Here is a 24824-nt window from a genome sequence, read left to right on the forward strand (position 1 = left end):
TCGCTCGTCGGCAGCGTCAGATGTGTATAAGAGACAGGGAGGGGGGTGGTGAGGCCTTCGGCGAGGGCGGCGCGGTGTCGGGTGTTCTCGGCGCGGAGGGTGGCGGGGGCCGAGGGGAGGGTGTCGTAGCCGGCGAGGAGGGTGTCGGTGGCGGCGATCGCGCGGAGGCGGACGGGGGTGTCCGGGTCGGGGCGGGGGCCGGTGCTGCCGGGGGTGGCGCCGGGGTGGTCGGTGGTGCAGGCGGTCAGGGTGAGCAGTCCGAGGGACAGGAAGGTCCGTCGGCTGGGCGGCTGCATCGGGGTCACTCCGGGGCGTGTGCGGGAGGACGGCCTCCCCTGCCAGCCCTCGTTGGCGTGAATGATTACAGAATCCTCACGTTCGGCAGGTGTGAGCTTGCTCGCAGTGGGTGGTGTGCGGGCGGCCGGGGGTGGTCCGGAATCGGTGGTTGGGGACTTCACCGGATAGGCTTTGGGCCGAGCTGCCGTGACCCGGTGTGGCGCCGAGGGCGCGCGGCGACCTTCTGACAACAGCAGACGCGGCCGAGGAGTCCACCCGGATGAGCACCACCCACACCGACCGGCTGCGCGAGTTGCTGGAGCCGCTGGCCGCGCAGGCCGGACTGGATCTGGAGGACGTCAGGGTCACCAAGGCGGGCAGTCGCCGGCAGGTGCAGATCGACGTCGACACGGACGACGGCGTGGACATGGACGCCATCGCCGAGTTCAGTCGGGTGGTCGGCGAGGCCCTGGACGAGTCGGACCTGATGGGGGACGAGGCCTACCTTCTTGAGGTCGGCTCGCCGGGTGCGGAGCGTCCGCTGGTCCTGCCCCGGCACTGGCAGCGCGCGGAAGGTCGGCTGGCCAAGATCCACCTGGCGGACGGCGGGGAGATCGTCGCCAGGGTGCTGGAGGCCGACGAGGACGGCGCACTGGTCGAGGTGCAGCCGGTGAAGGGGCGCGGCCGCCCGAAGGAGCGCCGTCTGGCGTACGCGGAGGTGGCCCGGGCGCGCGTCCAGGTCGAGTTCAACCGCAAGGACGACGACGAGCTCCTGGACGAGGCCGCGGACTTCGACGAGGGGGACGACGGCGCCGAGTGACCTCGGTTGCCGTACGACCATGACGAACGTGACGAAAGACGAGGAGGCGTAGCCGTGGACATCGACATGAGTGCCCTGCGCACGCTGGTCAACGAGAAGAACATCCCCTTCGACCTGCTGGTCGAGTCCATCGAGTCCGCCCTCCTCACCGCGTACCACCGCACCGAGGGCTCGCGCCGCCGCGCCCGCGTGCACCTGGACCGCAAGAGCGGCCACGTCACCGTGTGGGCGATGGAGGACCCGACGGAGCTGGAGGAGGGTGTCGAGCCGAAGGAGTTCGACGACACCCCGAACGGCTTCGGCCGGATCGCGTCCAGCATCGGCATCCAGGTGATGATGCAGCGCCTGCGCGACGCCGCCGACGACCAGACCTTCGGCGAGTACGCGGGCAAGGAGGGCGACATCGTCACCGGTGTCGTCCAGCAGGGCAACGACCCGAAGAACGTGCTGGTCGACATCGGCAAGCTGGAGGCCATCCTGCCGCCGCAGGAGCAGGTCCCGGGCGAGGACTACCGGCACGGCACCCGGCTGAAGTGCTACGTGGTGGCGGTGCGCCGCGGTGTCCGCGGGGCCTCGGTGACGCTGTCGCGCACGCACCCCAGCCTGGTGAAGAAGCTGTTCGCGCTGGAGGTCCCGGAGATCGCGGACGGCAGCGTGGAGATCGCCGCCATCGCCCGTGAGGCCGGCCACCGCACCAAGATCGCGGTCTGGTCGCGCCGGGCCGGGCTGAACGCCAAGGGCGCCTGCATCGGCCCGATGGGTGCCCGGGTGCGCGCCGTGATGGGCGAGCTGCACGGCGAGAAGATCGACATCGTGGACTGGTCGGAGGACCCCCGCGAGATGGTCGCCGCCGCGCTGTCCCCCGCGCGGGTGACGAGCGTCGAGATCGTGGATGCCGCCCAGCGTTCCGCCCGGGTGATCGTGCCGGACTACCAGCTCTCGCTGGCGATCGGCAAGGAGGGGCAGAACGCCCGCCTGGCCGCCCGTCTGACCGGGTGGCGGATCGACATCCGGCCCGACACCGAGGGTCAGCCGGAGGACGGCAACCAGCCCCGGTAGGGGAAATTGAGTGGCGAACGGCCGGTGATCGGTGTTGTCGTAGCCGTCCCAGCGGGTCCCCCGGGATCCATGGGGCGGCGCCATGTCGCTTCGGAGGGGTAGACTTGCCTTCGTCTGGCCGGACGCACGTCCGAGCACGCCCGGAACGCACCTGCGTGGGCTGCCGCAAGCGCGCGGCCAAGCACCAGCTGTTGCGTGTCACGGCGGTCGAGGGCGAGTGCGTCCCCGACCCCCGTGGCGCACTGCCGGGCCGGGGAGCTCACCTGCACCCCGATCCGGCCTGCCTCGACCTCGCGGTCCGCCGTCGGGCGTTCCCCCGGGCCTTCCGGCTCCAGGGCACGCTCGACACGGAGCGGCTCCGCGAGTTCATCGGGGAGCGGGCAGGCGGGGCCTCGTAGTCGGGCCACCTCCCGCGACGGCCGCCGCTCCACGCGGCGGAGAACCACCGCAACAAGCACAGCGCTCGGGCAGCCGCGCGCCGTGCACCAGTCAGGTACCTCGCGATGTGGAAGTAGGTCGAGATTGCGATGAGCACTCGATGAGTACGCGATGAGTACGCGATGGGTACGCCCATGAAGTAGCGACGGTCCGGCGGACGAGACCCCCGGACTCATAGACAGGAGTGAAGTGGCTAAGGTCCGGGTTTACGAACTCGCCAAGGAGCTTGGCTTGGAGAGCAAGGCCGTCATGGCCAAGCTCACCGAGCTCGGTGAGTTCGTCCGTTCGGCGTCCTCGACGATCGAGGCGCCGGTCGTGCGCAAGTTGACTGACGCACTTGGTGTGTCCCCCACCGGCGGTGGTTCCGCTGCCAAGCCGGGCCCGCGGAAGACCGCGGCGCCCTCCCCCTCCGGCTCGGGTGCCCCGAAGCCGGGTGCCCCGACCCCGGGTCCGCGCCCCAGCGCGACCCCTGGTCCCCGTCCGACCCCGGCCGCCGCGGCTCCCGCCGCTCCGGCCGCCCCCGCCCCGAAGCCGGCCGGCGCGCCGACTCCGGGCCCGCGTCCGGCCGCGCGTCCCGCCGCTCCGGCGGCCCCGGCCGCGCCCGCGGCCGAGTTCTCCTCGCCGGCTCCGGCCGGTGACGCCCCGCGTCCGTCCACCCAGGCCCCGCGCCCGAGTGGCCAGGCCGCCGGCGGCGCCCGTCCGGGCCCGCGCCCGGCCGGCCCGCGTCCGGGCAACAACCCGTTCACCTCGGGCAGCGCCACCGGCATGGGCCGCCCCGGCGAGCGCCGTCAGGGCGCGCCGGGTGCGCGTCCGGCCGGTGCCGGCGCCCCGGGTGGCGACCGTCCCCGTCCGGGTGGCGACCGTCCGCGTCCCGCCGGTGCCCCGGGTGCCGGTGCGCCGCGTCCGGGTGGCGACCGTCCGCGTCCCGCCGGCGCCCCCGGTGCCGGTGCGCCGCGTCCGGGTGGTGCGCCCCGTCCGGGTGCTCCGGGCGCCGGTGCCCCCCGTCCGGGTGGTGCTCCGCGTCCCGACGGCATGCCGCGTCCGGCCGCGCCGCGTCCCGGTGGCCCGACCCCGTCCGGCATGCCGCGCCCGAACCCGGGCATGATGCCGCAGCGTCCGGCCGGCCCGCGTCCGGGTCCGGGTGGCCGTGGTCCGGGTGGCCCCGGTGGCCGTCCGGGTGGTCCGGGTGCCGGTGGCGCCCGTCCGGGCTTCCAGGGCCGTCCGGCCGGTCCGGGCTCGCGCCCGGCCGGTGGCGGTGGCTTCGGCGGTCCGCGTCCCGGTGGCGGTGCCCCCGGTGGCGGCGGCGGCTTCGGTCCGCGTCCCGGCGGCTTCAGCGGCCGTCCCGGCGGCCCGGGTGCCCGTGGTGGCACGCAGGGCGCCTTCGGTCGTGGCCCGGGCGGTCGCCCGGCGCGTGGCCGCAAGTCGAAGCGGGCGAAGCGCCAGGAGTACGAGGCCATGCAGGCCCCGTCCGTCGGCGGTGTGATGCTGCCTCGCGGCAACGGCCAGACCGTTCGCCTGTCGAGCGGCGCCTCGCTGATGGACTTCGCGGAGAAGATCAACGCCAACCCGGCCGCGCTCGTCTCCGTCATGTTCAACCTCGGTGAGATGGTCACCGCGACCCAGTCGGTCTCCGACGCCACGCTGCAGCTGCTGGCGGACGAGATGGGCTTCGTCCTGGAGATCGTCAGCCGGGACGACGAGGACCGCGAGCTGCTGGAGTCGTTCGACATCGACTTCGGTGCCAACGAGGGCGACGAGGACCAGCTGGCCCCGCGCCCGCCGGTCGTCACCGTCATGGGTCACGTCGACCACGGTAAGACCCGCCTGCTGGACGCCATCCGCAAGTCCAACGTGGTGGCCGGCGAGGCCGGTGGCATCACCCAGCACATTGGTGCCTACCAGGTCGCCACGATGGTGAACGGCGAAGAGCGTCCGATCACCTTCCTCGACACCCCGGGTCACGAGGCGTTCTCCGCCATGCGTGCCCGTGGTGCCAAGTCCACCGACATCGCGATCCTGGTGGTCGCGGCCAACGACGGTGTCATGCCGCAGACGGTCGAGGCGCTGAACCACGCCAAGGCCGCGGGTGTGCCGATCGTGGTCGCCGTCAACAAGATCGACGTCGAGGGCGCCGACCCGACCAAGGTCCGCGGTCAGCTGACCGAGTTCGGTCTGGTGGCCGAGGAGTACGGCGGCGACACCATGTTCGTCGACATCTCCGCGCGCCAGGGCCTGAACATCGACCAGCTGCTGGAGGCCGTGGTCCTGACCGCGGACGCCTCGCTGGACCTCCGGGCCAACCCGGAGCAGGACGCGCAGGGTATCGCCATCGAGGCGCACCTGGACAAGGGCCGCGGCGCCATGGCGACCGTGCTCGTGCAGCGCGGTACGCTCCGCGTCGGCGACTCGATCGTCGTGGGCGACGCCTACGGCCGCGTCCGCGCGATGCTGGACGAGAACGGCAACAGCCTCGCCGAGGCCGGCCCGTCCCGCCCGGTGCTGCTGCTCGGTCTGACCTCGGTGCCCCGCGCCGGCGACAGCTTCATCGTCGTCGACGAGGACCGCACCGCCCGCCAGATCGCCGAGAAGCGCTCGGCCCGCGACCGCAACGCCGCCTTCGCGCAGCGTCGGGTCCGGGTGTCCCTGGAGGACCTGGACAAGGCCATCGCCGCCGGCTCCATCGAGCAGCTCAACCTCATCATCAAGGGTGACGTCTCCGGTTCGGTCGAGGCCCTGGAAGACGCCCTCGTCAAGCTGGACGTGGGCGAGGAGGTCGAGCTCCGGGTCCTGCACCGCGGTGTGGGTGCCATCACCGAGTCCGACGTGGACCTGGCGATGGGCTCGGACGCCATCATCATCGGCTTCAACGTGCGCGCCGAAGGCCGTGCGCGCGCCGCGGCCGACAAGGAAGGCGTGGACGTCCGGTACTACTCGGTCATCTACCAGGCGATCGAGGAGATCGAGAACGCCCTCAAGGGCATGCTCAAGCCCGAGTACGAGGAGGTGCGCCTCGGCTCCGCGGAGATCCGCGAGGTCTTCCGCTCCTCCAAGTTCGGCAACATCGCGGGTGTCATCGTCCGCGAGGGCCTGCTGCGCCGCAACGCCAAGGCCCGCCTCATCCGCGACGGCAAGGTCGTGGCGGAGAGCCTCACCATCGAGGGTCTGCGCCGCTTCAAGGACGACGCGACCGAGGTCCGCGAGGGCTTCGAGGCCGGTGTCACCCTGGGGTCGTTCAACGACATCAAGGTCGACGACGTCATCGAGACCTACGAGATGCGCGAGAAGCCGCGCGTGTAGTCGCAGGTAGCCGGGGCCGGTCGACGGGTGGTATTTCCGTCGACCGGCCCCGGTCTCGCTGTGTAGGGTCCGGGGTAGTCGGATGTAGCGACGGCAGCCCGGTTCCGGGCTGCTCCCCGAGGCCTTCCAGGTCGGCTAGACCTGTCACACATGTTCGTGGGAACACTCACCTTCGACCTGCTGCTGGGCGACGTCCACTCGCTCAAGGAGAAGCGTTCGATCGTGCGGCCCATCGTGGCCGAACTGCAGCGCAAGTACAGCGTGTGCGCTGCCGAGACCGGGAACCAGGATCTGCACCGCCGGGCCGAGATCGGCCTCGCGGTGGTGGCCGGCGAAGCCGGGTACGTCACCGAGATCCTGGACAGCTGTGAGCGGTTGGTCGCCGGCCGCCCCGAGGTGCAGCTCCTCTCCGCGAGGAGGAGGTACCACAACGACGACGACGAATGAGAGCCGTGGAGCCGGCCGGCGGAAGTCGCCGTTCTCACACGGATCAGGACCCGGAGCGCCCGCAAGGCCGGGCGCGGGCCGGTACTTTGGGGCGTGGGCCCCGACGGGTGCACAACTCGCCCGGGTACCGGGCCCACTGCACGAGGAGGCAACGTGACCGACACCGCAAGGGCGCGCAAGCTCGCCGACCGCATCCAGGTGGTCGTCGCCCAGACCCTGGAGCGGCGGATCAAGGACCCGCGACTGGGGTTCGTGACCATCACCGACACCCGGGTGACCGGGGACCTGCGCGAGGCCACCGTCTTCTACACCGTCTTCGGTGACGAGACCGAGCGCCAGGCCACCGCGGCCGCGCTGGAGAGCGCCAAGGGCGTGATCCGTTCCGAGGTCGGCAAGATCGGGGTGCGCCACACGCCGTCGCTGACCTTCGTCGCGGACGCGCTGCCGGAGAACGCCCGGAACATCGACGACCTGCTCGACCGGGCCAAGGCCATCGACGCGGCGGTGCGCACCACCGCGGTCGGGGCGACCTACGCCGGCGACGTGGACCCGTACAAGGTTCCGGCGTCCGAGCGTGACGACGAGGACGAGTAGTCATGGCGGGTGAGCCGGCGAAGGCCGCCTCGCGAGCCGGATCGACCACGGGGGCGTCCTCCACCAGCACGGTGGAGGGTGCCCTCGCGGCGCTCCCGGGCCCGCGCGCCGAGGAGAGCGGTTTCGAGCTGCTCTGGCAGCAGGTGGTGGCGGAGATCGGGCGGGCCCGCTCGATCGACCTGATCTGCCACATCTGCCCGGACGGCGACGCGTTGGGCTCCTCGTTGGCGGCCGCGCTGGCGCTGCGCGCGCTCGGCAAGCAGGTGCGGGTCTCCTTCGGCGACGACCCGCAGATCGTGCCCGAGTCGCTGGCCTTCCTGCCCGGCCAGGAGCTGATCGTGCCGGCCTCCGACGTCCCGGACGTGCCCGAGCTGGTGCTCTGCTTCGACGTGGCCGCGCAGAGCCGGCTCGGCCTGCTGCACGACAAGGCCTTCGCCGCGCCCGTGCTGGTGGTCTTCGACCACCACGCCTCCAACCCGGGCTTCGGCACCCACCAGTTGATCGACCCGACCGCGCCGGCCACGGCCGTCCTGGTCGACGAACTGCTGCGCCGGCTCGGCGTCGAGCTCGACCAGGCCCTGGCCACCTGCCTCTACACCGGGGTCGCCACCGACACCGGCTCGTTCAAGTACCGGGCGACCACGCCCGCCACCCACGAACTCGCCGGTCGGCTGCTGGCCACCGGCATCCGGCACGACCTGATCTCCCGGCAGCTCTGGGACACCTCCTCCTTCGGCTACCTCAAGGTGCTCGCCGGCGCGCTCGACCGGGCCGTCTACGAGCCGGAGGCGGCCGGCGGGCTCGGCCTGGTGTGGACCTGGGTGCCGTACCAGGACCTGGCGCTGTTCAGCGTCACGGTCGAGGAGATCGAGGGGCTGATCGACATCCTGCGCCGCCCGGCCGAGGCCGAGGTGGCGCTGGTGCTCAAGCAGGACCCGGACGGCACGCTGCGCGGCTCCTCGCGCTCCAAGGGCGCGGTGGACGTCGCCGCGGCCTGTACCGAACTGGGCGGCGGGGGGCACGTGTTCGCGGCCGGATTCAGCGTCCGGGAGGACGTGGCCGCGGTGGTCGAGCGGTTCCGGGGCGCGCTGCGGCCCCATAATTGATCATTCCGCGTTGATCATCTCCTGACGTCACTCAGAGAAAGAACCCGATGAAGCGCAAAGGCACCGGCCCTGACGGCCTGGTGATCGTCGACAAGCCCGAGGGCATCACCTCCCACGGGGTCGTCGCCAAACTGCGGTGGCTGGCCGGGACCAGGAAGGTCGGGCACGCCGGCACGCTGGACCCGATGGCCACCGGCGTGCTGGTGATCGGCGTCGAGCGGGCCACCCGGCTGCTCGGCCACCTGATGCTCACCGCCAAGACGTACGAGGCGACCATCCGGCTCGGCCAGACCACCGTCACCGACGACCGGGAGGGGGAGGTCACCGCCTCGACCCCGGCCGACGCCGTCACTCGGGAGGCGATCGACACCGGGATCGCGGCGCTCACCGGCGAGATCATGCAGGTGCCCTCCAAGGTCAGCGCGATCAAGATCGACGGCAAGCGTTCGTACGCCCGGGTGCGCGAGGGCGAGGACTTCGAGCTGGCCGCCCGGCCGACCACGATCCACTCCTTCACCGTGCACGAGCAGCGCGCGGCGGTCGCCGAGGACGGCACGCCGGTGATCGATCTGGACGTCACCGTCGAGTGCTCCTCCGGCACCTACATCCGGGCGTTGGCCCGGGACCTGGGCGCCGGGCTGGGCGTGGGTGGGCACCTGACCGCGTTGCGGCGCACCAAGGTCGGGCCGTACTCGGTGGAGTCGGCGCACACCCTGGAGCAGCTGGAGGCCGCCGTCACCGGCGAGTCCGCCGAGGGGCTGCAGGTGCTGCCGATCGGGGAGGCCGCGGCGGCCGCCTTCCCGCGCTGGGACCTGGACGAGGCGGCGGCGCAGAAGCTGTCGCACGGCGCCCGGCTCAAGGCGCCCGGGCTGGGCGTGGACGGGCCGATCGCGGTGTTCGGGCCGGACGGGCGCTTCCTCGCCCTGGTCGAGGAGAAGGGCGGGCAGGCGAAGCCGGTCGCGGTCTTCGTCGGCTGAGAGCGGCCGCGGTCGGCTGAGCCCGGTCACGGTCGGCCGAGCCGGTCGCGGTCGGGCCGGTCGCGCAGAAACCCCCGTCGGGAGTCCGGCGGGGGTTTCGCCGTTTCCGGGGACCCGTGCACCCGGCGGGGGCGGTCACCCGCACGAGGGAGCGCGCGAGGTGAACGCCCGTGGTGAGCGGCGCGGGCGCGGTCGGGTCGGCGCCGGGGCGGGCAGGCTCCCGGCGGTGAGCGAACGACGGTCGAGGGGGCCAGCCATGCCGGGGTTTCTGGAGCGCGATCCGGGGCGCTACCTGCTGCGGATCCGCGATCTCAACGGGCGGCTGCACGGCTTAGGGTTCGTCGCCGACCCGCAGGGCGGGGTGCTCACCGCGCACGAGAGCGTGGCCGGGCTGGATCGGGTCGTCCTGCACACCCCCGGCGGGCAGACCAGGGTGCTCGGCCCGGACGCCGTCCTGCCGCTGCCCGAGCAGGGGCTCGCGCTGCTGCGCACCGACGGGGTCGGCGGGCTGCCGGTGCCACCGCTGCCGGTGGCCGCCGTCGGGGCCGGGCACGAGGTCCTGCTGCCCGCGCTGGCGGGCGAGGACGGACGGGCGGTCGCGCTGCGCTGCGGGCTGCTGGGGCTCACCGGTGCCGCGTACGGCGGGCACCTGCTGGGCGGGGTGCTGCTGCTGGACGTGCCGGTGGTCGGCGGTGTGACGGTGCCGGCCGGCTCGCCCGTGCTGGACGCCCGCAGCGGCGCGGTGATCGCGCTGGCCGCGCCCGCCCTCCGGGGACCGCAGCACGGCGGGGCGCTGCCCGCGGTGGCGGCGGGGAGCGGGGCCGAGGTCGCCGAGGAGCTGGCCGGGCTGCTGGCGCGCAACGCCGCGGCCGTGCCCGCGTACGGGCCGGCGCTCAACCTGGCCGGGGTGCTGCGGCTGACCGCCGCCCAGCTGGCGGCCGCCGGGGCCGGGCCGGGACGGGTGGCCGGGCTGGCCGCGGACCGGGTGGACCGGCCGGACGGCCTGGTCGGGGACGAGCCGCCCGCGACCCTCACCGCACTGGTCGGCGCCGCCGGCAGCGGGCGCTCCACCGAACTGGCCGCGCTGGCGGTCCGCCGCTCCGGCGCCGCCGAACCACTGCCCACCCTCTGGCTGCGCGGCGCCGACCTGCACGCCGAGGACCGCTCGCTCGCCGACGCGGTGCAGCGGGCGCTGGCCGCGGCGGCGGCCGAACTCGACACCCCGGCGCCCGCGCCCGAGCCGGTGGCGGCACTGTGCGCGGCGGCCGGGCGGCCGCTGCTGGTGCTCCTGGACGGCCCGGAGGAGGCCCCGGTGCCGCTGGACGCGCGCTGGCTGCGCGGCGCCGGGCAGTGGCTGACCGGCTGCGGGGCGCGGCTGCTGACCGCCTGCGGGGAGGAGCTCTGGGAGCGGCTGGCGGCCGAGGCCTGGGGGAGCGGCACGCCGGGCGCGCACCGCGCCCAGGAGCCGCACCCGGACGGCGATCTGAGCAGCGCCCCCACCGTCCGGATGGACGTCGCCGGTCCCGGCGGGCCGAGCCTGGCCGGGCAACGGCTCGGGCCGCTGCCCGCCGAGGCGGCCGAGCGGGTGCGCCGCCGCTACGGCCTGCCGTCGGGCCGCCCGGCCGCCGAGGACGCCCGGCACCCGCTGGCCGTACGGCTGGCCGGAGAGCTGTGGGCCGAAGGACTGCGGGACGGCTCGGCGCGTCGGGGCGAGCTGTTCGGCGCCTTCCTGGACCTGCGCTGCCTGCGGGTGGCCCAGCGGCTGGCCGGGGACGGCCGGCCCCGGCGCGGCGGCGCCCACCGCCGGGGCGCCGCCCGGCCGGGCGGACCGCGCCACGGGCGGGTGCGCCGGCTCGCGGCGGCGGTGGCCGGGCGGGTGCACGAGGCGGCCCGGCGGATGCTCGGCAGCGAGCCGGGCGGGCTGGACGGGGCAGCCTTCGAGGAGCTGTTCCCGGCAGACGGCGGCTGGGCGACGGCGGTGCTGGCCGAGGGCCTGTTCGTGCCCGCCGGGCCCGGATTCCGCTTCGCGCACGGGGAGTTCGCCGACTGGCTGCAGGGCCTGCACCTGGATCTGGACGCGGCGCTGCGGCTGCTGCTCGGGGAGGCCGAGGACACGCCCCCCGAGCCGGCCGACGGACCGGAGGAGCCGGGTGCGCCGGGGACGCCTCCGGGCCGCCGGGCAGGGGGAGAGCGGACCGGCCCGGCCGCCCGGGCGTACGCCGTCCCCCGGCACCGGATCGGCCCGGTCGCCGCCGCGCTGCGCCTGGTCGCCGAAACCTGGGGCGCGCCCGCCCTGGACCCGTGGCTGCACCGGATCTGGCGCGCCGTGGACCTGCGCCCGCCCGGCAGCGAACCCGCCTGGTGGGCGGCCCGGTTGCTCACCGCCGGGCTGGCCGCCAGCCCCGATCCGGCCGAACACCGGGCGCTGCTGGACCAGTTGGCCGGCCGGATCGCCGACCGGGCCGCCGCGGCGGGCGGGGCGCCGGCGCTCCCGGCCGCCGGGCTCGGCCGCTTCGGTCCGGCCTTCTGGACCGGCCTCGGCCTGCCCGTCGAGGCCGAACTCGCGCTGCTGCGACGCCTGGTGGCCGCCGACGGCCCCGGGCAGCGCTTCCTCGGCGCGGTGGCCGAGCGGCTGCGGGCCGACCCGGTCACGGTGTTCCCGCTGCTCTGCGCCTGGTTCGACGACCCGCGCGGCCTGCCGGGCCGCCCCGGTCCCAACGGATGGTCCGGTGTCGCCGACCTCGCCCACGACCTGCTGTACGCCCACCGGCGGCTCGCCCTGGACGAGTTGGCCGACACGCTGGCCGACGCCGCGCACCCGAGGGCGGACGCGCTGCTCACCGTGCTCGCCGCCGAGGAGCCGTCCGCGCTCTGCCGCGCGGTGGACCGCTGGAGCCACGACCGGCGGCCCGAACGGCACGTCGCGGCCGCCGTGCACGGGCTGCGCACCGCCCCGTACGCGGCCGGAGCCGGGGCCGACCTGCTGCGGTTCACCGCGCTGACCCTGCTCGCCCGCGAGGACGAGCCCGGCCTGCACGGCGCCGCGCTGGCCCTGCTGGTCCGCGATCCGGCGACCCGGGCCGAGCACCTCCCGGCGGCGCTCGCCCTGCACCGGGCGGGCGGCGACGCCTTCCTCACCCCCGGGGCGCTCGCCCCGGCCCTGGAGAGCCACCCGGAGGCCGTCCTGGCCGCACTCGCCGACCGGCTGGCGGCGCCCGGCGCGGCTTCCGGCGCGGCTTCAGGCACGCTGCCCGGGGCGGCGCCCACCGAGACGCTGCGGGTGCTCGCCGACGCGGCCGCCCCGGCGGCCGTCCGGCGGGGCGCCGAGCTGGCCGCCCGGCTGCTGCGGGCCCACCCGGGGCTGGCCGGCCCGGTCGCCGTCGACTACCTCGGCCGCCGGCTGGAGCGCGCCGCGGGCGTCGGCCCGGCCGACCGGCTGGAGCTGCGGGTGCTGCTCGGCACCGCACTGGGCACCCGGACGGCGGCGGTGCACCGGCCGTTCGCCGAGGTGCTGTCCGTCCCGGTGGCCGATCCCGCGGCGGACGCGCTGCGCTGCGAGCTGCTGGACACCCTGCTCGCCACCGAGACCGACCCGGTGGTGCTGACCGCCGCCGTGGAGCGGCTCGCCGAGCACTGCGCGGCCGAGAAGCCGGCCCGCGCGCGTGCCGTGCTGGCCCGGGCGGTCCCGGGGCTGCCGGACGCCGACGAGCTGCTGGTGCGCTGCGCCGGCCGTTCCGCGGCCTTCGCCCGGCTGCTCGCCCGGTGGCCGCGCGACGTCGCCCCGACCGCTCCGGACGGCCCCCGGCTGGCCCGGATGCGGGCCCTGGCGGCGGCCGGCCGGGACCCGCAGTACGCCGCCGCCGAGGCGGAGCGGACCGCACCCGGGCGGGCGGTGCGGCCGCCGGTGCGCTCAACCCGTATTCCGGTGCCTGAGCCGGGGCAGGCGCATGGCACGCTATAGGGGTTCGGGTTTTGAGCGTTTGAGCGTACAGAACGTACGCACCGTACGGAACAAGGAGCGGTTCAGGTGCAGCGCTGGCGTGGCCTGGAGGAGATCCCCGGGGACTGGGGACGCAGCGTCGTCACCATCGGCTCGTTCGACGGGGTGCACCGCGGACATCAGCTGATCATCGGGCGGGCGGTCGAGCGCGCCCGCGAACTCGGCATCCCCGCGGTCGTGGTGACCTTCGACCCGCACCCCCGCGAGGTCATCCGGCCGGGCAGCCACCCGCCGCTGCTCGCGCCGCACCCGCGCCGGGCCGAGCTGATCGCGGAGCTCGGTGTGGACGCGGTGCTGGTGCTGCCGTTCACCACCGAGTTCTCGAAGGAGTCCCCGGAGTTCTTCGTCCGGCAGGTGCTGGTGGAGGCGTTGCACGCGCGGGTCGTCATCGAGGGCCCCAACTTCCGCTTCGGGCACCGGGCCGCGGGGGACGTCGCGCTGCTCGCCGAGCTGGGCGGGGCGGACGACTTCGAGGTCGAGGTGGTTGACCTGCAGGTGTGCGGCACGGCCGGGGACGGCGAGCCGTTCTCCTCCAGCCTGACCCGTCGGCTGGTGGAGTCCGGGGACATGGCCGGTGCCAACGAGGTGCTGGGGCGCCCGCACCGGGTCGAGGGCGAGGTGGTGCGCGGCGCGCAGCGCGGCCGCGAGCTGGGCTACCCGACCGCCAACGTCGAGACCGTGCCGCACAGCGCGATCCCGGCCGACGGCGTGTACGCGGGCTGGCTGACAGCGGATGGCGAGCGGATGCCGGCGGCGATCTCGGTCGGCACCAACCCGACCTTCGACGGCACCGCCCGCACCGTCGAGGCGTACGCCATCGACCGGGTCGGCCTGGACCTGTACGGGCTGCACGTCGCGGTGGACTTCCTGGCCTACCTGCGCGGGATGGAGAAGTTCGACTCCATCGACGCGCTGCTGGACCGGATGGCCGACGACGTCAAGCGCGCTCGTGAGCTGACCGACGGCGTCTGAGCGAGCGGACGACGACGGAAGGGCCCGCCTTGGTGTCGGCGGGCCCTTCCCGTGGTGTCACTGCCGGGGCGGTTGCGGCGGGTAGCCGTAGCCGGGCGGCGGGGGCTGGTAGCCGTCCGGCTCGGCGGGCGGGGCGGGCACCGGCGGCTGGCCCTGGGGGGCCGGGTAGCCGTAGCCGGGGCCGGGCTGCGGAGCGGGGGCGCCCTGCTGCCAGGGCTGCTGCTGCGGGTAGCCGTACCCGGGCGGGGGCGGCGGGGTCTGGCCGGGCTGCGGCGCCCACGGTGCGCCGGGGGCGGGCTGCGGGGCGTGCGCGCCCTGGCCCTGGTAGGGCTGCGGCTGCGGGGCCTGCTGCGGCTGCTGCCAGGAGGCCTGCTGGGCGGCGGCCTGCTGGGCCCGGATGATGTCCTCGCCGACCAGGGTGGCCAGCTCGAAGTACGCCTCGCGGACCTTGGGCCGCATCATGTCGAGGTTGACCTCGGCGCCGGCCGCCAGGCTCTCGTCGAAGGGCACCACGACCACGCCGCGGCAGCGGGTCTGGAAGTGCGCGACGATGTCCTCGACCTTGATCATCTTGCTGGTCTCGCGCACCCCGGAGACCACCGTGATGCTGCGCTGCACCAGGTCGGCGTAGCCGTGCGCGGAGAGCCAGTCCAGGGTGGTCGAGGCGCTGGAGGCGCCGTCCACGCTGGGGGTGGAGACGATGATCAGCTGGTCGGCGAGGTCCAGCACCCCGCGCATCGCGCTGTACAGCAGGCCGGTGCCGGAGTCGGTCAGGATGATCGGGTACTGGCGGCCCAGCACGTCGATGACCTGGCGGTAGTCCGAGTCGTTGAAGGTGGTGGAGACCGCCGGGTCGACGTCGTTCGCCAGGATCTCCAGGCCCGAGTTCAGGTCCTGCGAGGTGAACTGACGGATGTCCATGTAGCTGCGCAGGTGCGGGATGGCCGTCACCAGGTCGCGGATGGTCGCGCCGGTCTGGCGCTTGACCCGGCGGCCCAGGGTGCCGGCGTCCGGGTTGGCGTCGATCGCGATCACCTTGTCCTGGCGCTCGCTGGCCAGGGTCGCGCCGAGCGCGGTGGTGGTCGTGGTCTTGCCGACCCCGCCCTTGAGGCTGATCACGGCGATCCGGTAGCAGCTCAGCACCGGAGTGCGGATGATCTCCAGCCTGCGGGACTTCTCGGCCGCCGCGGCCTTGCCGCCGAACTGGAACCGCGGCTGCTGGCGCTGCTGCTTGGGCTGGCTGCGCAGCAGCCGGTCCGAGGACAGCTCGACGGCGGCGGTGTAGCCCAGCGGAGCGCCGTGCGCGGTCTGCTGCGGGGCGGCGGACTGCTGGAAGGCGGCCGGCTGCGGGGCCTGCGGGTGCTGCTGCCAGAGCTGCGCGGGGGCCGGCTGCTGGGCCTGCTGCGGAGCGGCGGGCGGTCCGGGCTGGGGCTGGGCCGGCTGCTGGTAGGCGGCGGGCTGCGGCCAGCCGCCCTGGCGCGGGTCCACCGGGCCGGGCTGGGGGGCCGGTGCGGGCTGGGGCTGCGGGGCGGCCGGCTGGGCCTGGGCGGCCTGCTGGGCGGCCCACGCGGCCTGCGGGTCCCACGCGGGGTGCTGGTCCTGCGGGCTCTGCGGGTTCTGCGGCGGCACGGGCTGGGCGGGCGGCTGCGCATACGTCTGCGGCGGGACGGGCTGCGGCGCGGCCGCGGTCGGCGCCGGGTACGGCTGGGGTACGCCCTGCTGCGCCAGGGCCTCCGGCGACGGCCACGCCGGTGCGGCGGCCGGCGGCTGCTCGGCGGCGGGGGAGGGCACCGGGGAGGCCACCGGGAACGGGACGTGCTGCGCCTCGGCCTGGACCGGCGGCACCGGAGGCACGTGCGCCGATGCGGCGGGCGCGGCCGCCGGAGCCTGGTTCGCGGCCGGCACGGGCGGCTGGGCCGCAGCGTGGTCCTGGGCCGGAGCGTGGCTTTGGGCCGGAGCGTGGTCCTGCGCCGGAGCCGCGGCGGCCACCGGGGCGTCCGCCACGGCCGGAGCCTGCGCGGGCACCGGCGCCGGAGCGGCCGCGTGCCCCGGGACCGCCGCGGCGGGCGCGTCGGCCGGGCCGGCGGGCGCGTCGGCCGGGCCGGCGGGCGGGCCCACCGGAGCCGCCGCCGACGCGGCGGGAGTCGTCCCAGCCGCCGGTGCTCCCGGAGCGTCCGTCTGCACGTACCAGGACGGGGGAGTGTAGTCAGGCGCGTCCGACCAGTCGTCGTCGTCCTCTGCCGCGTTGTCGCCGACGTAGACGCCGTCCCGATCGCTGCTCACTCTGGCTCCCTCGTGTTCGCCGCCGCTTGTTCAGCGGTGCCGTTGCCGCATCACAGACTAGGCCGTACGGCAACCCCCGTTGAAGGCGGCTTCGGTTCCGCGGACGCCCGCCGGGTGCGGCGAGCCGCTGCTCAGTCCATCCGGCGGGGGCCGCCGAGCACCTGTTGTTCGGCCTGCCCGGCCACGGCCCGTACGTACTGGCGCCGCATCCGGGTCGCCCACAGCGTGAGGTCGTCGCCGAGGGTGGGCAGCGTGGCCACGTCCTCCGGCGGGAGCGACAGCACCCGGCCGGTCAGCTCCGCCTCCTGCGGGGAGATCCGCTGCACGCCGACCAGGTCGGCCGCGTTCAGCACCCGGGTGGCGTTCGGGCCCAGGTACGGCAGCAGCGTCAGGGTGGTCTGCCAGGGTGCGGCGGAGAGCCGGCTGCGCGGCGGGCGGGCGCCGAGGTCGCGCACCACCAGCACCGGCGAGGCCACCGAGGCGCCCTGCGGGCCCAGCCGGCCGACCTGGTGGATCGTCACGCACGGTTGGCCGCCGCCGGCGGCCTGCGCCATCGGACCCCACAGCTGCCCGCGGGCGGTCTCCACCGCGACCCGGGCGCCGATCGCGGCCGCCCGCAGCGCGATGATCTGCGCCGTCCACATGCCGCCGACCAGCACCAGGTCGTACGCGCTGGGGCGGAACAGGCCGAGCACCGCGGGCAGCCCCTGCGGGTCGACGCCGATGACCACGCCGTCGTCGCCGACCGGGAAGGCCAGCGCCGCGAGGTCGGCCGGTTCGAGTACGTGCTTCTCCCGGCGCGGGCCGCGCAGCCCGAAGCCGGGCAGGATCCGCGGCCGGGCCCGGTGCTGCTCGGCGCCGGGCTGCGGGCCGAGGGCCGGATAGGTCTGGTACGCCATCAGGACGCTCCTCCCAGTGGCAGGGTGGCGAGCATGCCGGGGGCCTGCTCCAGGTCGAGCCGGACGAGTCCGAGGCCGGCGCTCTGCGCCCGGGTCTCCACCTGGCGGCCGACCTGCCCGACCTCGCTCTCGCTGCGGCCGGTCACCCGCAGGTGTCCGCTGACGGTGACCGAGCCGCCGGTGCCGTGCCCGGCGGTCAGGCTGAAGGTGCTGGCGAGGGCGGGGGAGCCGGTGATCAGGTTGACCAGGTCCGGTGCGGCGATCCGGCCGGGGGCGCCGTCGGGGCGGCTCAGCTGCGGCCAGCGGGAGATCCAGTAGGTGGTGTGCCAGCGGTCGTCGATCCGCCAGAACCGGCCGCCCTCCTGGGTGCGGCGGGTGGTGCCGCCGCCGCTGCCGGTGCCCTGGCGGCCGGCCACCGCGATCGGGTTGGCGCAGGCGGAGATGGCAAGCGCGGCGATCAGCTCGCGCTCGTCCAGCACGGTCGCGTTGAACCCGGCGCTGTTGAGCCGCCCGGCCAGCTGGTCGGTCACCCGCTGCAGTGCCTTGCGGGCGCCCTCCTCGCCGCCGCCGCGGGCCCGGACGGCGGTCGCCGCGCGCTCCGGGTCGAGCTTGAGGGCGACCCAGGTCAGCCGCAGCCCGGGGGTGGAGGTGCCGTCCGGCAGTTCGCGGTAGGCGCGGGCGGCCAGCGACTGCTCGGGCAGGTGCGGGGCCGGGGCGGGCTGGGTGTGCTGGACGAGCTGCACCGACTCCAGGGTGATGTCGTCCACCGTGAGCGCCGAGCAGACCACGTCCAGCGGCAGCGGCAGCGCGGTGCGCACCGGGCGCAGCGGCTGGTCCTTGGCCTGGACGAGCAGCACCGAGCTGAGGAAGGTGCCGTCGCCGACCATGCCGGTCTCCCGGCGGACCGGACGGCCGCCGAACTCGGCCTCGGTGGCGTGGGTGCAGGTGCGCAGCCCGGGTTCGAGCTCCAGGGCCGGCGCCAGCGCCGGGTCGGTGCCGACCGGCGGCAGCAGCGTCCTGGCCTGCTTGCGGCGGGACTTGAGGGCGGAGCGCACCCGCAGCAGCTCCGGGATGGTCCGTCCGCGCACCGGGACGGCCGCGAGGACGAGCAGCAGCAGCGCGACCGCGCCGAAGCCGGCCGCGACCGCGCGGCTGATCGTCCAGCCGACCGCGACCAGCGCGGCCGCGACCTCGACCAGGACCAGCTGTTGGAGCTTCAACCGGCCGCCGAGCAGGCCGGGTCGGGGATTGACGCGGACCTGGACGGCACCGCCGCCCCCGGTGGTCGGCTGCGGTCGGGCGGTCCCGGCGGCCGGGCCGCCCTGCTGCGCCCGGCCGGACCGGCGCGCCCTCCCGCCGCCCGTACTGCGGCGGCGTCCTGGAGCGGTCTGGCTTGGCATCCCCCGGTGGCCCTCTCTGATCCGTTGTCGCGGCCCGGCTGGCTGGTTCGCGGACCGTACCCGTACCGTACTCACCGTCTGCTGCCGCATCGTAGAGGGTTCGCGCGGGTTCGTGCCCGGCGGGTGGACCACGGGGCAGGTCGGTCGGACGAGGTCCGACACACGTCTGACAAGGGGGACGACCAGGATGGCATCGCGCCGGGACGAGCTGAACGCGTACACCTTCGCCCGCAAGCGGACGGTGGGAGCCTTCCTGCTGCCCGCCGGCGGCGGCAGCGACGAGGATGCGCCGCGTCCGGTGAAGGCGGTGCTGCCGAGTGTGCTGGCCGGGGCGGTGATCGTGGCCGGGTTCGGGCTGTGGGGCGTGTTCAAGCCGAGCGCGCCGGTGAAGTGGGACGACGGCAAGAACATCATCCAGGGCAAGCAGTCGACGACCCGGTACGTGGTGCTGTTCGATCCGGACGGCAAGACCAAGCGGCTGCACCAGGTGCTCAACATGTCCTCGGCGCGGCTGGTGCTGCCCGCCGACGCCAAGGTCGTGGTGGTGGACGACGGGGTGCTCGACCGGTACCCCAACCACGGCCCGACCATCGGCATCCCGTACGCGCCGGACAAGCTGCCGAGCAAGGACAACGCGGGCCAGTCGATGAAGTGGGCGGTCTGCGACCGGCCGGGCTCGGACGAGAAGCAGGAGACCGTCAACCAGGCGGTGTTCGTGGCGGCCGCCCAGGACGCGGCGGCGCTGGCGGCCAAGGACCGGATGCTCGGCCCGGACCAGCTGATGCTGGTGCAGCAGGCGGACGAGCAGCAGGTCTCCGCCGCGGCGGCGCCGGGGCAGCCGGCCGCCTCGGGCGCGAAGGTCTACCTGGTCGACGCGCAGGGCCGCAAGCACGAGATCGGCTCCCCGCAGTCGGACGACAAGGAGCGCAAGTCGCTGGTCACCGCGGTCTTCGGACCCAACGCGGTGCCGCAGCGGGTCAAGCGGGACTGGCTGGACACCCTGGTCAACGGCACCCCGGTCACCTTCCCGCAGGTCGAGGGGGTGGCGGACAGCCAGAACCCCAACTCCCAGGTGAAGCTGGAGAACGCCGCCGACCAGCGGATCGGCCGGCTGGTGCACTACCAGGACCGGGCCTACGTGGTCGGCAAGGACAGGCTCTTCCTGATCACGGCGTTCCAGGCGGAGCTGATCCGGCAGAACCCGGCCTACCAGGTGCTCTACAAGTACGACCAGGACAAGAAGCCGCGCAGCGACGAGATGACCCCGGCCGACCAGTCCCGGTACGGGAGCGACGTCCGGCTGCCGGACACCGCGGCCGACTGGCCGATGAAGTCCGGTGCGCCGGTGAACAACTGGCAGGACCGCCAGGACGCCCGGCTGGTCGTGTGCAGCACCTTCGACGGTGTCGCCGAGGACGGCCGTACGCCCAAGCGCAGCGTCTGGGCCGGGACTTCGTACCCCGCCCAGTACAACAACGGTGCCGGCGCGGCGTACGTGACCCCCGGTCACGGCCTGTTCTACCGGGCGCTGAACAACACCACCGCCGGCTCCGGCACCGACTTCCTGATCACCGAGACCGGGCTGCGCTACGCCGTCCCGTCCAACGGCGACGGCGGCCGCGGCGGCACCCCCTCGCCGGGGGCGCAGCCCGGCCAGAGCGGCGCCCCGAAGGCGCCGGCCCCGCAGCCGGCGGCACCGAACCCGGGCGCCCCGAACCCGGCGGCGCCGGACCCGCAGCAGGGTCAGCAGCCGAGCCAGCAACCGGACGAACCGGGCGGCAACCAGGCCCGGTTGGGGTACCAGGGGCTCCAGCCGCTGCCGGTGCCGCGCGAGTGGTCGGACCTGGTCCCGGCCGGCCCGCCGCTGGCCGCGAAGAGCGCCGCCCAGCCGCAGAACGCCTGATCAGCGGGCGGTAGAACGCCTGACCGGCCCGGCGCGGCAAAGGAATTGGCCACAGTGTCATGGTCTGGTAACTACTCGGTGCTCGGTGTTGGGCGAGTTGCGTGTGCCGACTACAGTGCTGCTGGGCATCACACGGGTGATGCGGCGGCCGGGCCCGCAGGGCCCTCCGCGCACGCAATTGTTGTCTCATGGGGGACGGTGGAGCATGGCTCAGGGTCAGTTCACGATGACCGCTCAGGAGATGCTGGCTTTCGCCAAGCAGATCGAAGAGGCCATCGGCAAGATCGAGGCTGAGCGGACCAAGCTCATCAGCACGGTCTCGGGCATCACCGGCGGCTGGCAGGGCCAGGCGGCGACGGCCTACACGAACCTGCAGAACAAGGTCAACGACGACATCGCGAAGCTCAAGGAATCGCTGAACGCGATCAAGCACGCGATCGAGCAGACCACCAAGCACTACGCGAGCACCGAAGAAGAGCAGAAGGCGATGTTCTCCACCGCCCAGGGCTGATCGCCGTTCCCGGTTCGATCGCCGTCACCGCGCTGATCGCCGGTCTGTTCCGATCCACCGCTCGGCGGGGCGCCCGCAACTGACCGCGGGACGCTCCGCACCCTCGTCAAGGGAGACAACGTGTCCGACCACATTCTCGTCAACTTCGAGACCGTTCACCACGCGGCCGAGGAGGTGCGCGCCTCGGCGGGCCGCATCGACCACCTGCTGAACGACCTCAAGGGCAATGTCACGCGCATCGCCGCCAGCTGGCAGGGTGTCGCCCAGGAGGGCTACCAGGCCCACCAGAAGATCTGGGACGACCGCGCCAAGGACCTGCAGCAGGTCTGCTCGCAGATCGCGACCTCGCTGGACAACGCCGCGCAGAGCTACAAGACGACCGAGGACAACAACGCCAAGCTCTGGCAGCACTGACCACGCGTTCCCAAGCGGGAACGACAGGGGGCGGGTACCCGGATTCCGGGCACCCGCCCCTCGGCGCGCGGCACGGGTGGACGACATGAGGGGTGGCAGGGTGTCCGGACGCGGGTACCGGAAGGCGGCCGCGGCACTGGCCGCGCTGGTGGTGCTGGGCGGCCCGCTCGCCGCACCGGCGTACGCCGACGGCGGGCCCGGGCTGGCCGCCGCGGGCGACTGCCCCCAGAACGCCCCCGACGTGCAGACCGTGCCGTGGTCGCTGCAGCGCCTGCTGCTGGACGAGCTGTGGCAGGGAGGGCGGACCACCGGTGCGGGCGTGACCGTCGCGGTCATCGACACCGGGGTGGACGAGGGCAACCCGCAGCTGGCCGGCAAGATCGACGCGGGCCCCAACCTGCTGGTCAACCGGGAGACCAAGGAGAAGATCCAGGGCAAGTCCACCGAGGACCCGGTCGGTCACGGCACCAAGGTGGCCGGCATCATCGCGGCCCGCAAGAGCGATCGGACCGGCTTCGTCGGGTTGGCCCCGGACGCCAGGATCCTCTCGATCCGGCAGAACGACAGCGACGGCAACGGCGACGTCTCCACCCTGGTCCAGGCGATCAAGGAGGCCGTCGCCGCCAAGGCCCAGGTCATCAACATCTCCCAGGACGTGCGCGGCGCGGCCAACACCCAGTTCGGCGGCTACGCGGACCTGAAGGCGGCCGTCGAGTTCGCCGAGCAGAACAAGGTCGTGGTGGTCGCCTCCACCGGGAACGACGGCAAGGAGGGCGACACCTACCCGGGCGCCTTCCCGACCGTGCTGGCCGTCGGCGCCTCCGACCGCAACAACGAGCGCGCGCCGTTCTCCCAGTACGGCTCCTTCGTGAAGGTCGCCGCGCCCGGCGTCGACATGCTCTCCACCGTCCCCCGGGGCGGGCAGTGCGTGGACAACGGCACCAGCTTCGCCGCCCCGTACGTCTCCGGGCTCGCCGCGCTGCTGGTCGGCGCGCACCCGAACTGGAAGCCGGCCCAGGTGCGGGCCTGGATCGAGCAGACCGCCCAGCGCACCCAGCGCGACCCGGACCCGTTCGTCGGCTGGGGCGTGGTGGACCCGGTCAAGGCCGTCACCAAGGCCCCCGAGGTCGCGCCGGCCACCGCCGTCCCGGACGCCCCGGTGCAGCTCGCCTCCGCGCCGATCGTGCCGCAGCCGGTCGGCCTCGGCGAGACCCAGGCGGACCGCGACGGCCGCACCGCGACGTACGTCCTCGGTGTCGGCGTGCTGCTGGTCGCCCTGCTGATCGGCGGCGGCGTGGTGCTGCGCGACCACCGGCGCAAGTCCGCCGGCTGAGCCGCCGACCGAAGCGCCGGCCGGTCCGCGGGCTGAGCCGGGCGCCTCGAAACTTCCTCCGCGACGGCTGTAACACCGCCGCCCGCCCACCGCATCGATCAAGTGTCGGTGAGGGCGGAGCACGGGGGGCAGCGCGCATGGGGTGGATCGGGGCGGGCCGGGAGGCCAAGGACGCCGAGTTCCTGGAGCTCGTCTCCAGCCGTACCGGGCACCTCTACCGTTCGGCCTGCCTGCTCACCAGCGGTGACACCCACTACGCCGAGGACCTGGTGCAGGAGGCCCTCAGCCGGATGTACGTGCTCTGGCGGCGCAGCGCCTTCACCGGCGGCCTGGGCCGGATCGCCAATCCGGCGGCCTACACCCACACCGTGATGGTGCGCACCTTCCTCGCCCAGCAGCGCCGCCGCTCCAGCGGCGAGCGCCCCACCGACGCTCTGCCGGAGCGGGAGGGGCACGACGCGGACAGCAGTCTGCGGCTGACCCTCCTCGACGCGCTCGGCCGGATGCCGCCCAAGGACCGTGCGGTCCTGGTGCTGCGCTACTGGGAGGACCGCAGCGTCGAGGAGACCGCCGAGGTGATGCGGGTCTCCTCCGGGGCCGTCCGCACCCGTACCACCCGGGCGCTGGCCCGGCTGCGCACCCTGCTCGGCGACTCGCTGGCCGAGCTCGCCGCGCGCTGAGGCCGGTGGCCGCCCGCACGAACAGCACTTCTCGCGAACAGCACTTCTCGCGAACAGCACTTCTCGGAACCCGTGACGCAAGGAGACGGTGGACGCCCATGTCCGAATCGGAAAAGTTCGAGGACGATCTTCTCTATGCCCTCACCCGTACGGGTGAAGGTTTCCGCACCGAGCAGGCCGAACTGGTCGCGGGCGGCTACCGCCGCGGCCGCAGCCGCTGGCGCCGCCGTTCGACCGCCGCCGTGGTGGGCGGCGCGGCCGCGCTGGCCCTGGTGGGCACCGGCGCGGTGTACCTGACCGGCTCGGCGGGGGCGAAGGACGCGGGCACGGTGAGCGCGGCCGCCGCCCCGACGACCACCGCCGCCGGCGCCGGCCCCGCGACCACTCCGACGACGGTGAAGTCCTCGGCCCCGGCGGTGGTCACCGGAGACGAGGTGCTGGCGACCTTCCAGGCCCTGCTGCCCAGGGGCGAGACCACCGAGGCCAAGGGGCGCGGCACCGACGACGAGCGGATGGGCGGCACCTTCGTCGGCGCGGACGTGGTCTTCGACGACGGCCAGGGCAAGTCGCTGATCCAGATCGGCATCCAGAAGCACCACCCCAACCAGGCGCAGCCGCTCACCTGCCCGAAGGACTTCAAGCCCGCCCGGGTCGACTCCTGCACCGTCACCCCCCTGCCGGACGGCTCTCGGCTCATGCTCGAACAGGGCTACGAGTACTCGGACGGGCGGGCCGACACCAAGGAGTGGCACGCCTCGCTGTCCGGTGCGGACGGCCGGGACATCAACGTGAGCGAGTGGAACGCGCCCGCGGAGAAGGGCGCCCGGGACAGCCGCCCCAACCCGCCGCTCACCCTCGACCAGCTGAAGGCGATCGTCACCGACAAGTCCTGGGACCGGATGGTCGCGGCGGTCAAGTTCAACGGGATCGACACCGACGCGATCGACCCCGGTCTGTCGCTGCCGGACCGGGAGGCCGTCCTGGTCGGGCTGCTGCCCCAGGGGGTCACCGTGGCCGGCCGCAGCGGCAGCGCGCTGGCGGCCGAATTCCAGCTGGCCCGGGGCGAGGCGGCCGGCTCGCTGGTGCTGCGGGTGGAGAACTGGGCGAAGTCCGCGGACAACCCCGGGCAGCAGGCGTTCAAGGACGCGGTCACCCTGCCCGACGGGACCAAGGTGCTCGTCCTCGGCGGCCCGGACAGCAAGGACAAGCAGCCGGTGCGGGTGAACGTGCTGCACCCGGACGGCATGGAGGTCATGGTCGCCCAGGGCCCGACCGGGCAGCAGCTGCTCACCGTGGAGCAGCTGAAGGCGATCGCCGCCGGCCCGGCGTGGAAGCCCAAGAAGTAGGGGCGTGAACGTGGCGGTGCCCCGGGCTGGGGGAGGCCCGGGGCACCGCTCTGTGGGGGAGGTGGGGGA

General features: G+C 74.4%; 20 protein-coding genes. 16 read left to right on the top strand and 4 right to left on the bottom strand.

Annotation, left to right across the window (positions count from 1 at the left end; all coding sequences use genetic code 11):
- The coding region (locus OP86_RS27965; RefSeq protein ID WP_157849860.1) for a hypothetical protein at nt 1–305 on the bottom strand (305 nt) is incomplete at its 3' end.
- Nucleotides 306–556: 251 nt separating this feature from the next.
- Between OP86_RS27965 and rimP the strand changes: the two genes are divergently transcribed.
- From rimP to OP86_RS28020, 10 genes are all read left to right on the top strand, one after another.
- Complete coding sequence (gene rimP, locus OP86_RS27970; RefSeq protein WP_030062499.1) at nt 557–1096, top strand: ribosome maturation factor RimP; 540 nt, start codon at nt 557–559, stop codon at nt 1094–1096.
- 54 nt (nt 1097–1150) lie between these two features.
- Nucleotides 1151–2155, top strand: coding sequence for a transcription termination factor NusA (gene nusA, locus OP86_RS27975; protein ID WP_030062500.1), 1005 nt, complete (start codon nt 1151–1153; stop codon nt 2153–2155).
- A 155-nt stretch (nt 2156–2310) separates the two neighbouring features.
- Nucleotides 2311–2553 (top strand): YlxR family protein, encoded by a 243-nt coding sequence (locus OP86_RS27980; RefSeq protein ID WP_030062501.1) that lies wholly within the window; start codon nt 2311–2313, stop codon nt 2551–2553.
- Between the two features lie 229 nt (nt 2554–2782).
- The gene (gene infB, locus OP86_RS35265) at nt 2783–5890 is read left to right on the top strand and encodes a translation initiation factor IF-2 (protein WP_078589394.1); all 3108 of its coding nucleotides are present in this window, start codon (nt 2783–2785) and stop codon (nt 5888–5890) included.
- A gap of 150 nt (nt 5891–6040) precedes the next feature.
- Complete coding sequence (locus OP86_RS27995; protein WP_030062503.1) at nt 6041–6337, top strand: DUF503 domain-containing protein; 297 nt, start codon at nt 6041–6043, stop codon at nt 6335–6337.
- 153 nt (nt 6338–6490) lie between these two features.
- Nucleotides 6491–6931, top strand: a complete 441-nt coding sequence (rbfA, locus tag OP86_RS28000; protein ID WP_030062504.1) for a 30S ribosome-binding factor RbfA — start codon at nt 6491–6493, stop codon at nt 6929–6931.
- Nucleotides 6932–6933: 2 nt separating this feature from the next.
- Nucleotides 6934–8037 carry a DHH family phosphoesterase gene (locus tag OP86_RS28005; protein WP_078589392.1) on the top strand — a complete coding sequence of 368 codons (1104 nt, stop codon included), beginning with the start codon at nt 6934–6936 and terminating at the stop codon, nt 8035–8037.
- A gap of 47 nt (nt 8038–8084) precedes the next feature.
- Nucleotides 8085–9014: a tRNA pseudouridine(55) synthase TruB gene (gene truB, locus OP86_RS28010; RefSeq protein WP_030062507.1), complete on the top strand. Its 930-nt coding sequence runs from the start codon at nt 8085–8087 to the stop codon at nt 9012–9014.
- A gap of 256 nt (nt 9015–9270) precedes the next feature.
- Entirely contained in the window at nt 9271–12975 is a 3705-nt protein-coding gene (locus OP86_RS28015; RefSeq protein ID WP_051830811.1) for a hypothetical protein, read from the top strand.
- A gap of 66 nt (nt 12976–13041) precedes the next feature.
- Complete coding sequence (locus OP86_RS28020) at nt 13042–13986, top strand: bifunctional riboflavin kinase/FAD synthetase (protein WP_030062519.1); 945 nt, start codon at nt 13042–13044, stop codon at nt 13984–13986.
- Nucleotides 13987–14043: 57 nt separating this feature from the next.
- Here OP86_RS28020 and OP86_RS28025 read toward each other — a convergent pair whose 3' ends face one another.
- The 3 genes from OP86_RS28025 to eccE form a co-directional block, all read right to left on the bottom strand.
- The gene (locus tag OP86_RS28025) at nt 14044–16269 is read right to left on the bottom strand and encodes a MinD/ParA family ATP-binding protein (RefSeq protein ID WP_030260202.1); all 2226 of its coding nucleotides are present in this window, start codon (nt 16267–16269) and stop codon (nt 14044–14046) included.
- 131 nt (nt 16270–16400) lie between these two features.
- A complete protein-coding gene (locus OP86_RS28030; RefSeq protein ID WP_051830813.1) occupies nt 16401–17168 on the bottom strand; it encodes a hypothetical protein in 768 nt (255 codons plus the stop codon).
- Nucleotides 17168–18568 carry a type VII secretion protein EccE gene (eccE, locus tag OP86_RS28035; protein ID WP_078589390.1) on the bottom strand — a complete coding sequence of 467 codons (1401 nt, stop codon included), beginning with the start codon at nt 18566–18568 and terminating at the stop codon, nt 17168–17170. Before eccE ends, OP86_RS28030 begins: the two co-directional genes overlap by 1 nt.
- A gap of 187 nt (nt 18569–18755) precedes the next feature.
- On the opposite strand from eccE, the gene OP86_RS28040 reads away from it, so the two are divergent.
- The 6 genes from OP86_RS28040 (at nt 18756) to OP86_RS28065 (ending at nt 24755) form a co-directional block, all read left to right on the top strand.
- Nucleotides 18756–20471, top strand: a complete 1716-nt coding sequence (locus tag OP86_RS28040; RefSeq protein ID WP_030260196.1) for a type VII secretion protein EccB — start codon at nt 18756–18758, stop codon at nt 20469–20471.
- A gap of 205 nt (nt 20472–20676) precedes the next feature.
- Nucleotides 20677–20982 carry a WXG100 family type VII secretion target gene (locus OP86_RS28045; RefSeq protein ID WP_030062514.1) on the top strand — a complete coding sequence of 102 codons (306 nt, stop codon included), beginning with the start codon at nt 20677–20679 and terminating at the stop codon, nt 20980–20982.
- 120 nt (nt 20983–21102) lie between these two features.
- Entirely contained in the window at nt 21103–21396 is a 294-nt protein-coding gene (locus tag OP86_RS28050; RefSeq protein ID WP_030062513.1) for a WXG100 family type VII secretion target, read from the top strand.
- Nucleotides 21397–21496: 100 nt separating this feature from the next.
- Nucleotides 21497–22729 carry a type VII secretion-associated serine protease mycosin gene (mycP, locus tag OP86_RS28055; RefSeq protein WP_234435077.1) on the top strand — a complete coding sequence of 411 codons (1233 nt, stop codon included), beginning with the start codon at nt 21497–21499 and terminating at the stop codon, nt 22727–22729.
- 137 nt (nt 22730–22866) lie between these two features.
- Nucleotides 22867–23409, top strand: coding sequence for a SigE family RNA polymerase sigma factor (locus tag OP86_RS28060; protein ID WP_030062511.1), 543 nt, complete (start codon nt 22867–22869; stop codon nt 23407–23409).
- Between the two features lie 98 nt (nt 23410–23507).
- A complete protein-coding gene (locus OP86_RS28065; protein ID WP_051830814.1) occupies nt 23508–24755 on the top strand; it encodes a hypothetical protein in 1248 nt (415 codons plus the stop codon).
- Nucleotides 24756–24824 lie beyond the last annotated feature (69 nt).

The organism is Streptomyces novaecaesareae (assembly GCF_000716875.1).
GTDB classification, from domain to species: Bacteria; Actinomycetota; Actinomycetes; order Streptomycetales; family Streptomycetaceae; genus Kitasatospora; species Kitasatospora novaecaesareae.

Coding starts and splice junctions, on each gene's coding strand:
- OP86_RS28060 (WP_030062511.1), top strand. CDS start 22,867: ATGGGGTGGATCGGGGCGGGCCGGGAGGCCAAGGACGCCGAGTTCCTG.
- OP86_RS27995 (WP_030062503.1), top strand. CDS start 6,041: ATGTTCGTGGGAACACTCACCTTCGACCTGCTGCTGGGCGACGTCCAC.
- OP86_RS28030 (WP_051830813.1), bottom strand. CDS start 17,168: ATGGCGTACCAGACCTATCCGGCCCTCGGCCCGCAGCCCGGCGCCGAG.
- truB (WP_030062507.1), top strand. CDS start 8,085: ATGAAGCGCAAAGGCACCGGCCCTGACGGCCTGGTGATCGTCGACAAG.
- OP86_RS28005 (WP_078589392.1), top strand. CDS start 6,934: ATGGCGGGTGAGCCGGCGAAGGCCGCCTCGCGAGCCGGATCGACCACG.
- OP86_RS28045 (WP_030062514.1), top strand. CDS start 20,677: ATGGCTCAGGGTCAGTTCACGATGACCGCTCAGGAGATGCTGGCTTTC.
- OP86_RS28065 (WP_051830814.1), top strand. CDS start 23,508: ATGTCCGAATCGGAAAAGTTCGAGGACGATCTTCTCTATGCCCTCACC.
- OP86_RS28015 (WP_051830811.1), top strand. CDS start 9,271: ATGCCGGGGTTTCTGGAGCGCGATCCGGGGCGCTACCTGCTGCGGATC.
- eccE (WP_078589390.1), bottom strand. CDS start 18,568: ATGCCAAGCCAGACCGCTCCAGGACGCCGCCGCAGTACGGGCGGCGGG.
- OP86_RS28040 (WP_030260196.1), top strand. CDS start 18,756: ATGGCATCGCGCCGGGACGAGCTGAACGCGTACACCTTCGCCCGCAAG.
- rimP (WP_030062499.1), top strand. CDS start 557: ATGAGCACCACCCACACCGACCGGCTGCGCGAGTTGCTGGAGCCGCTG.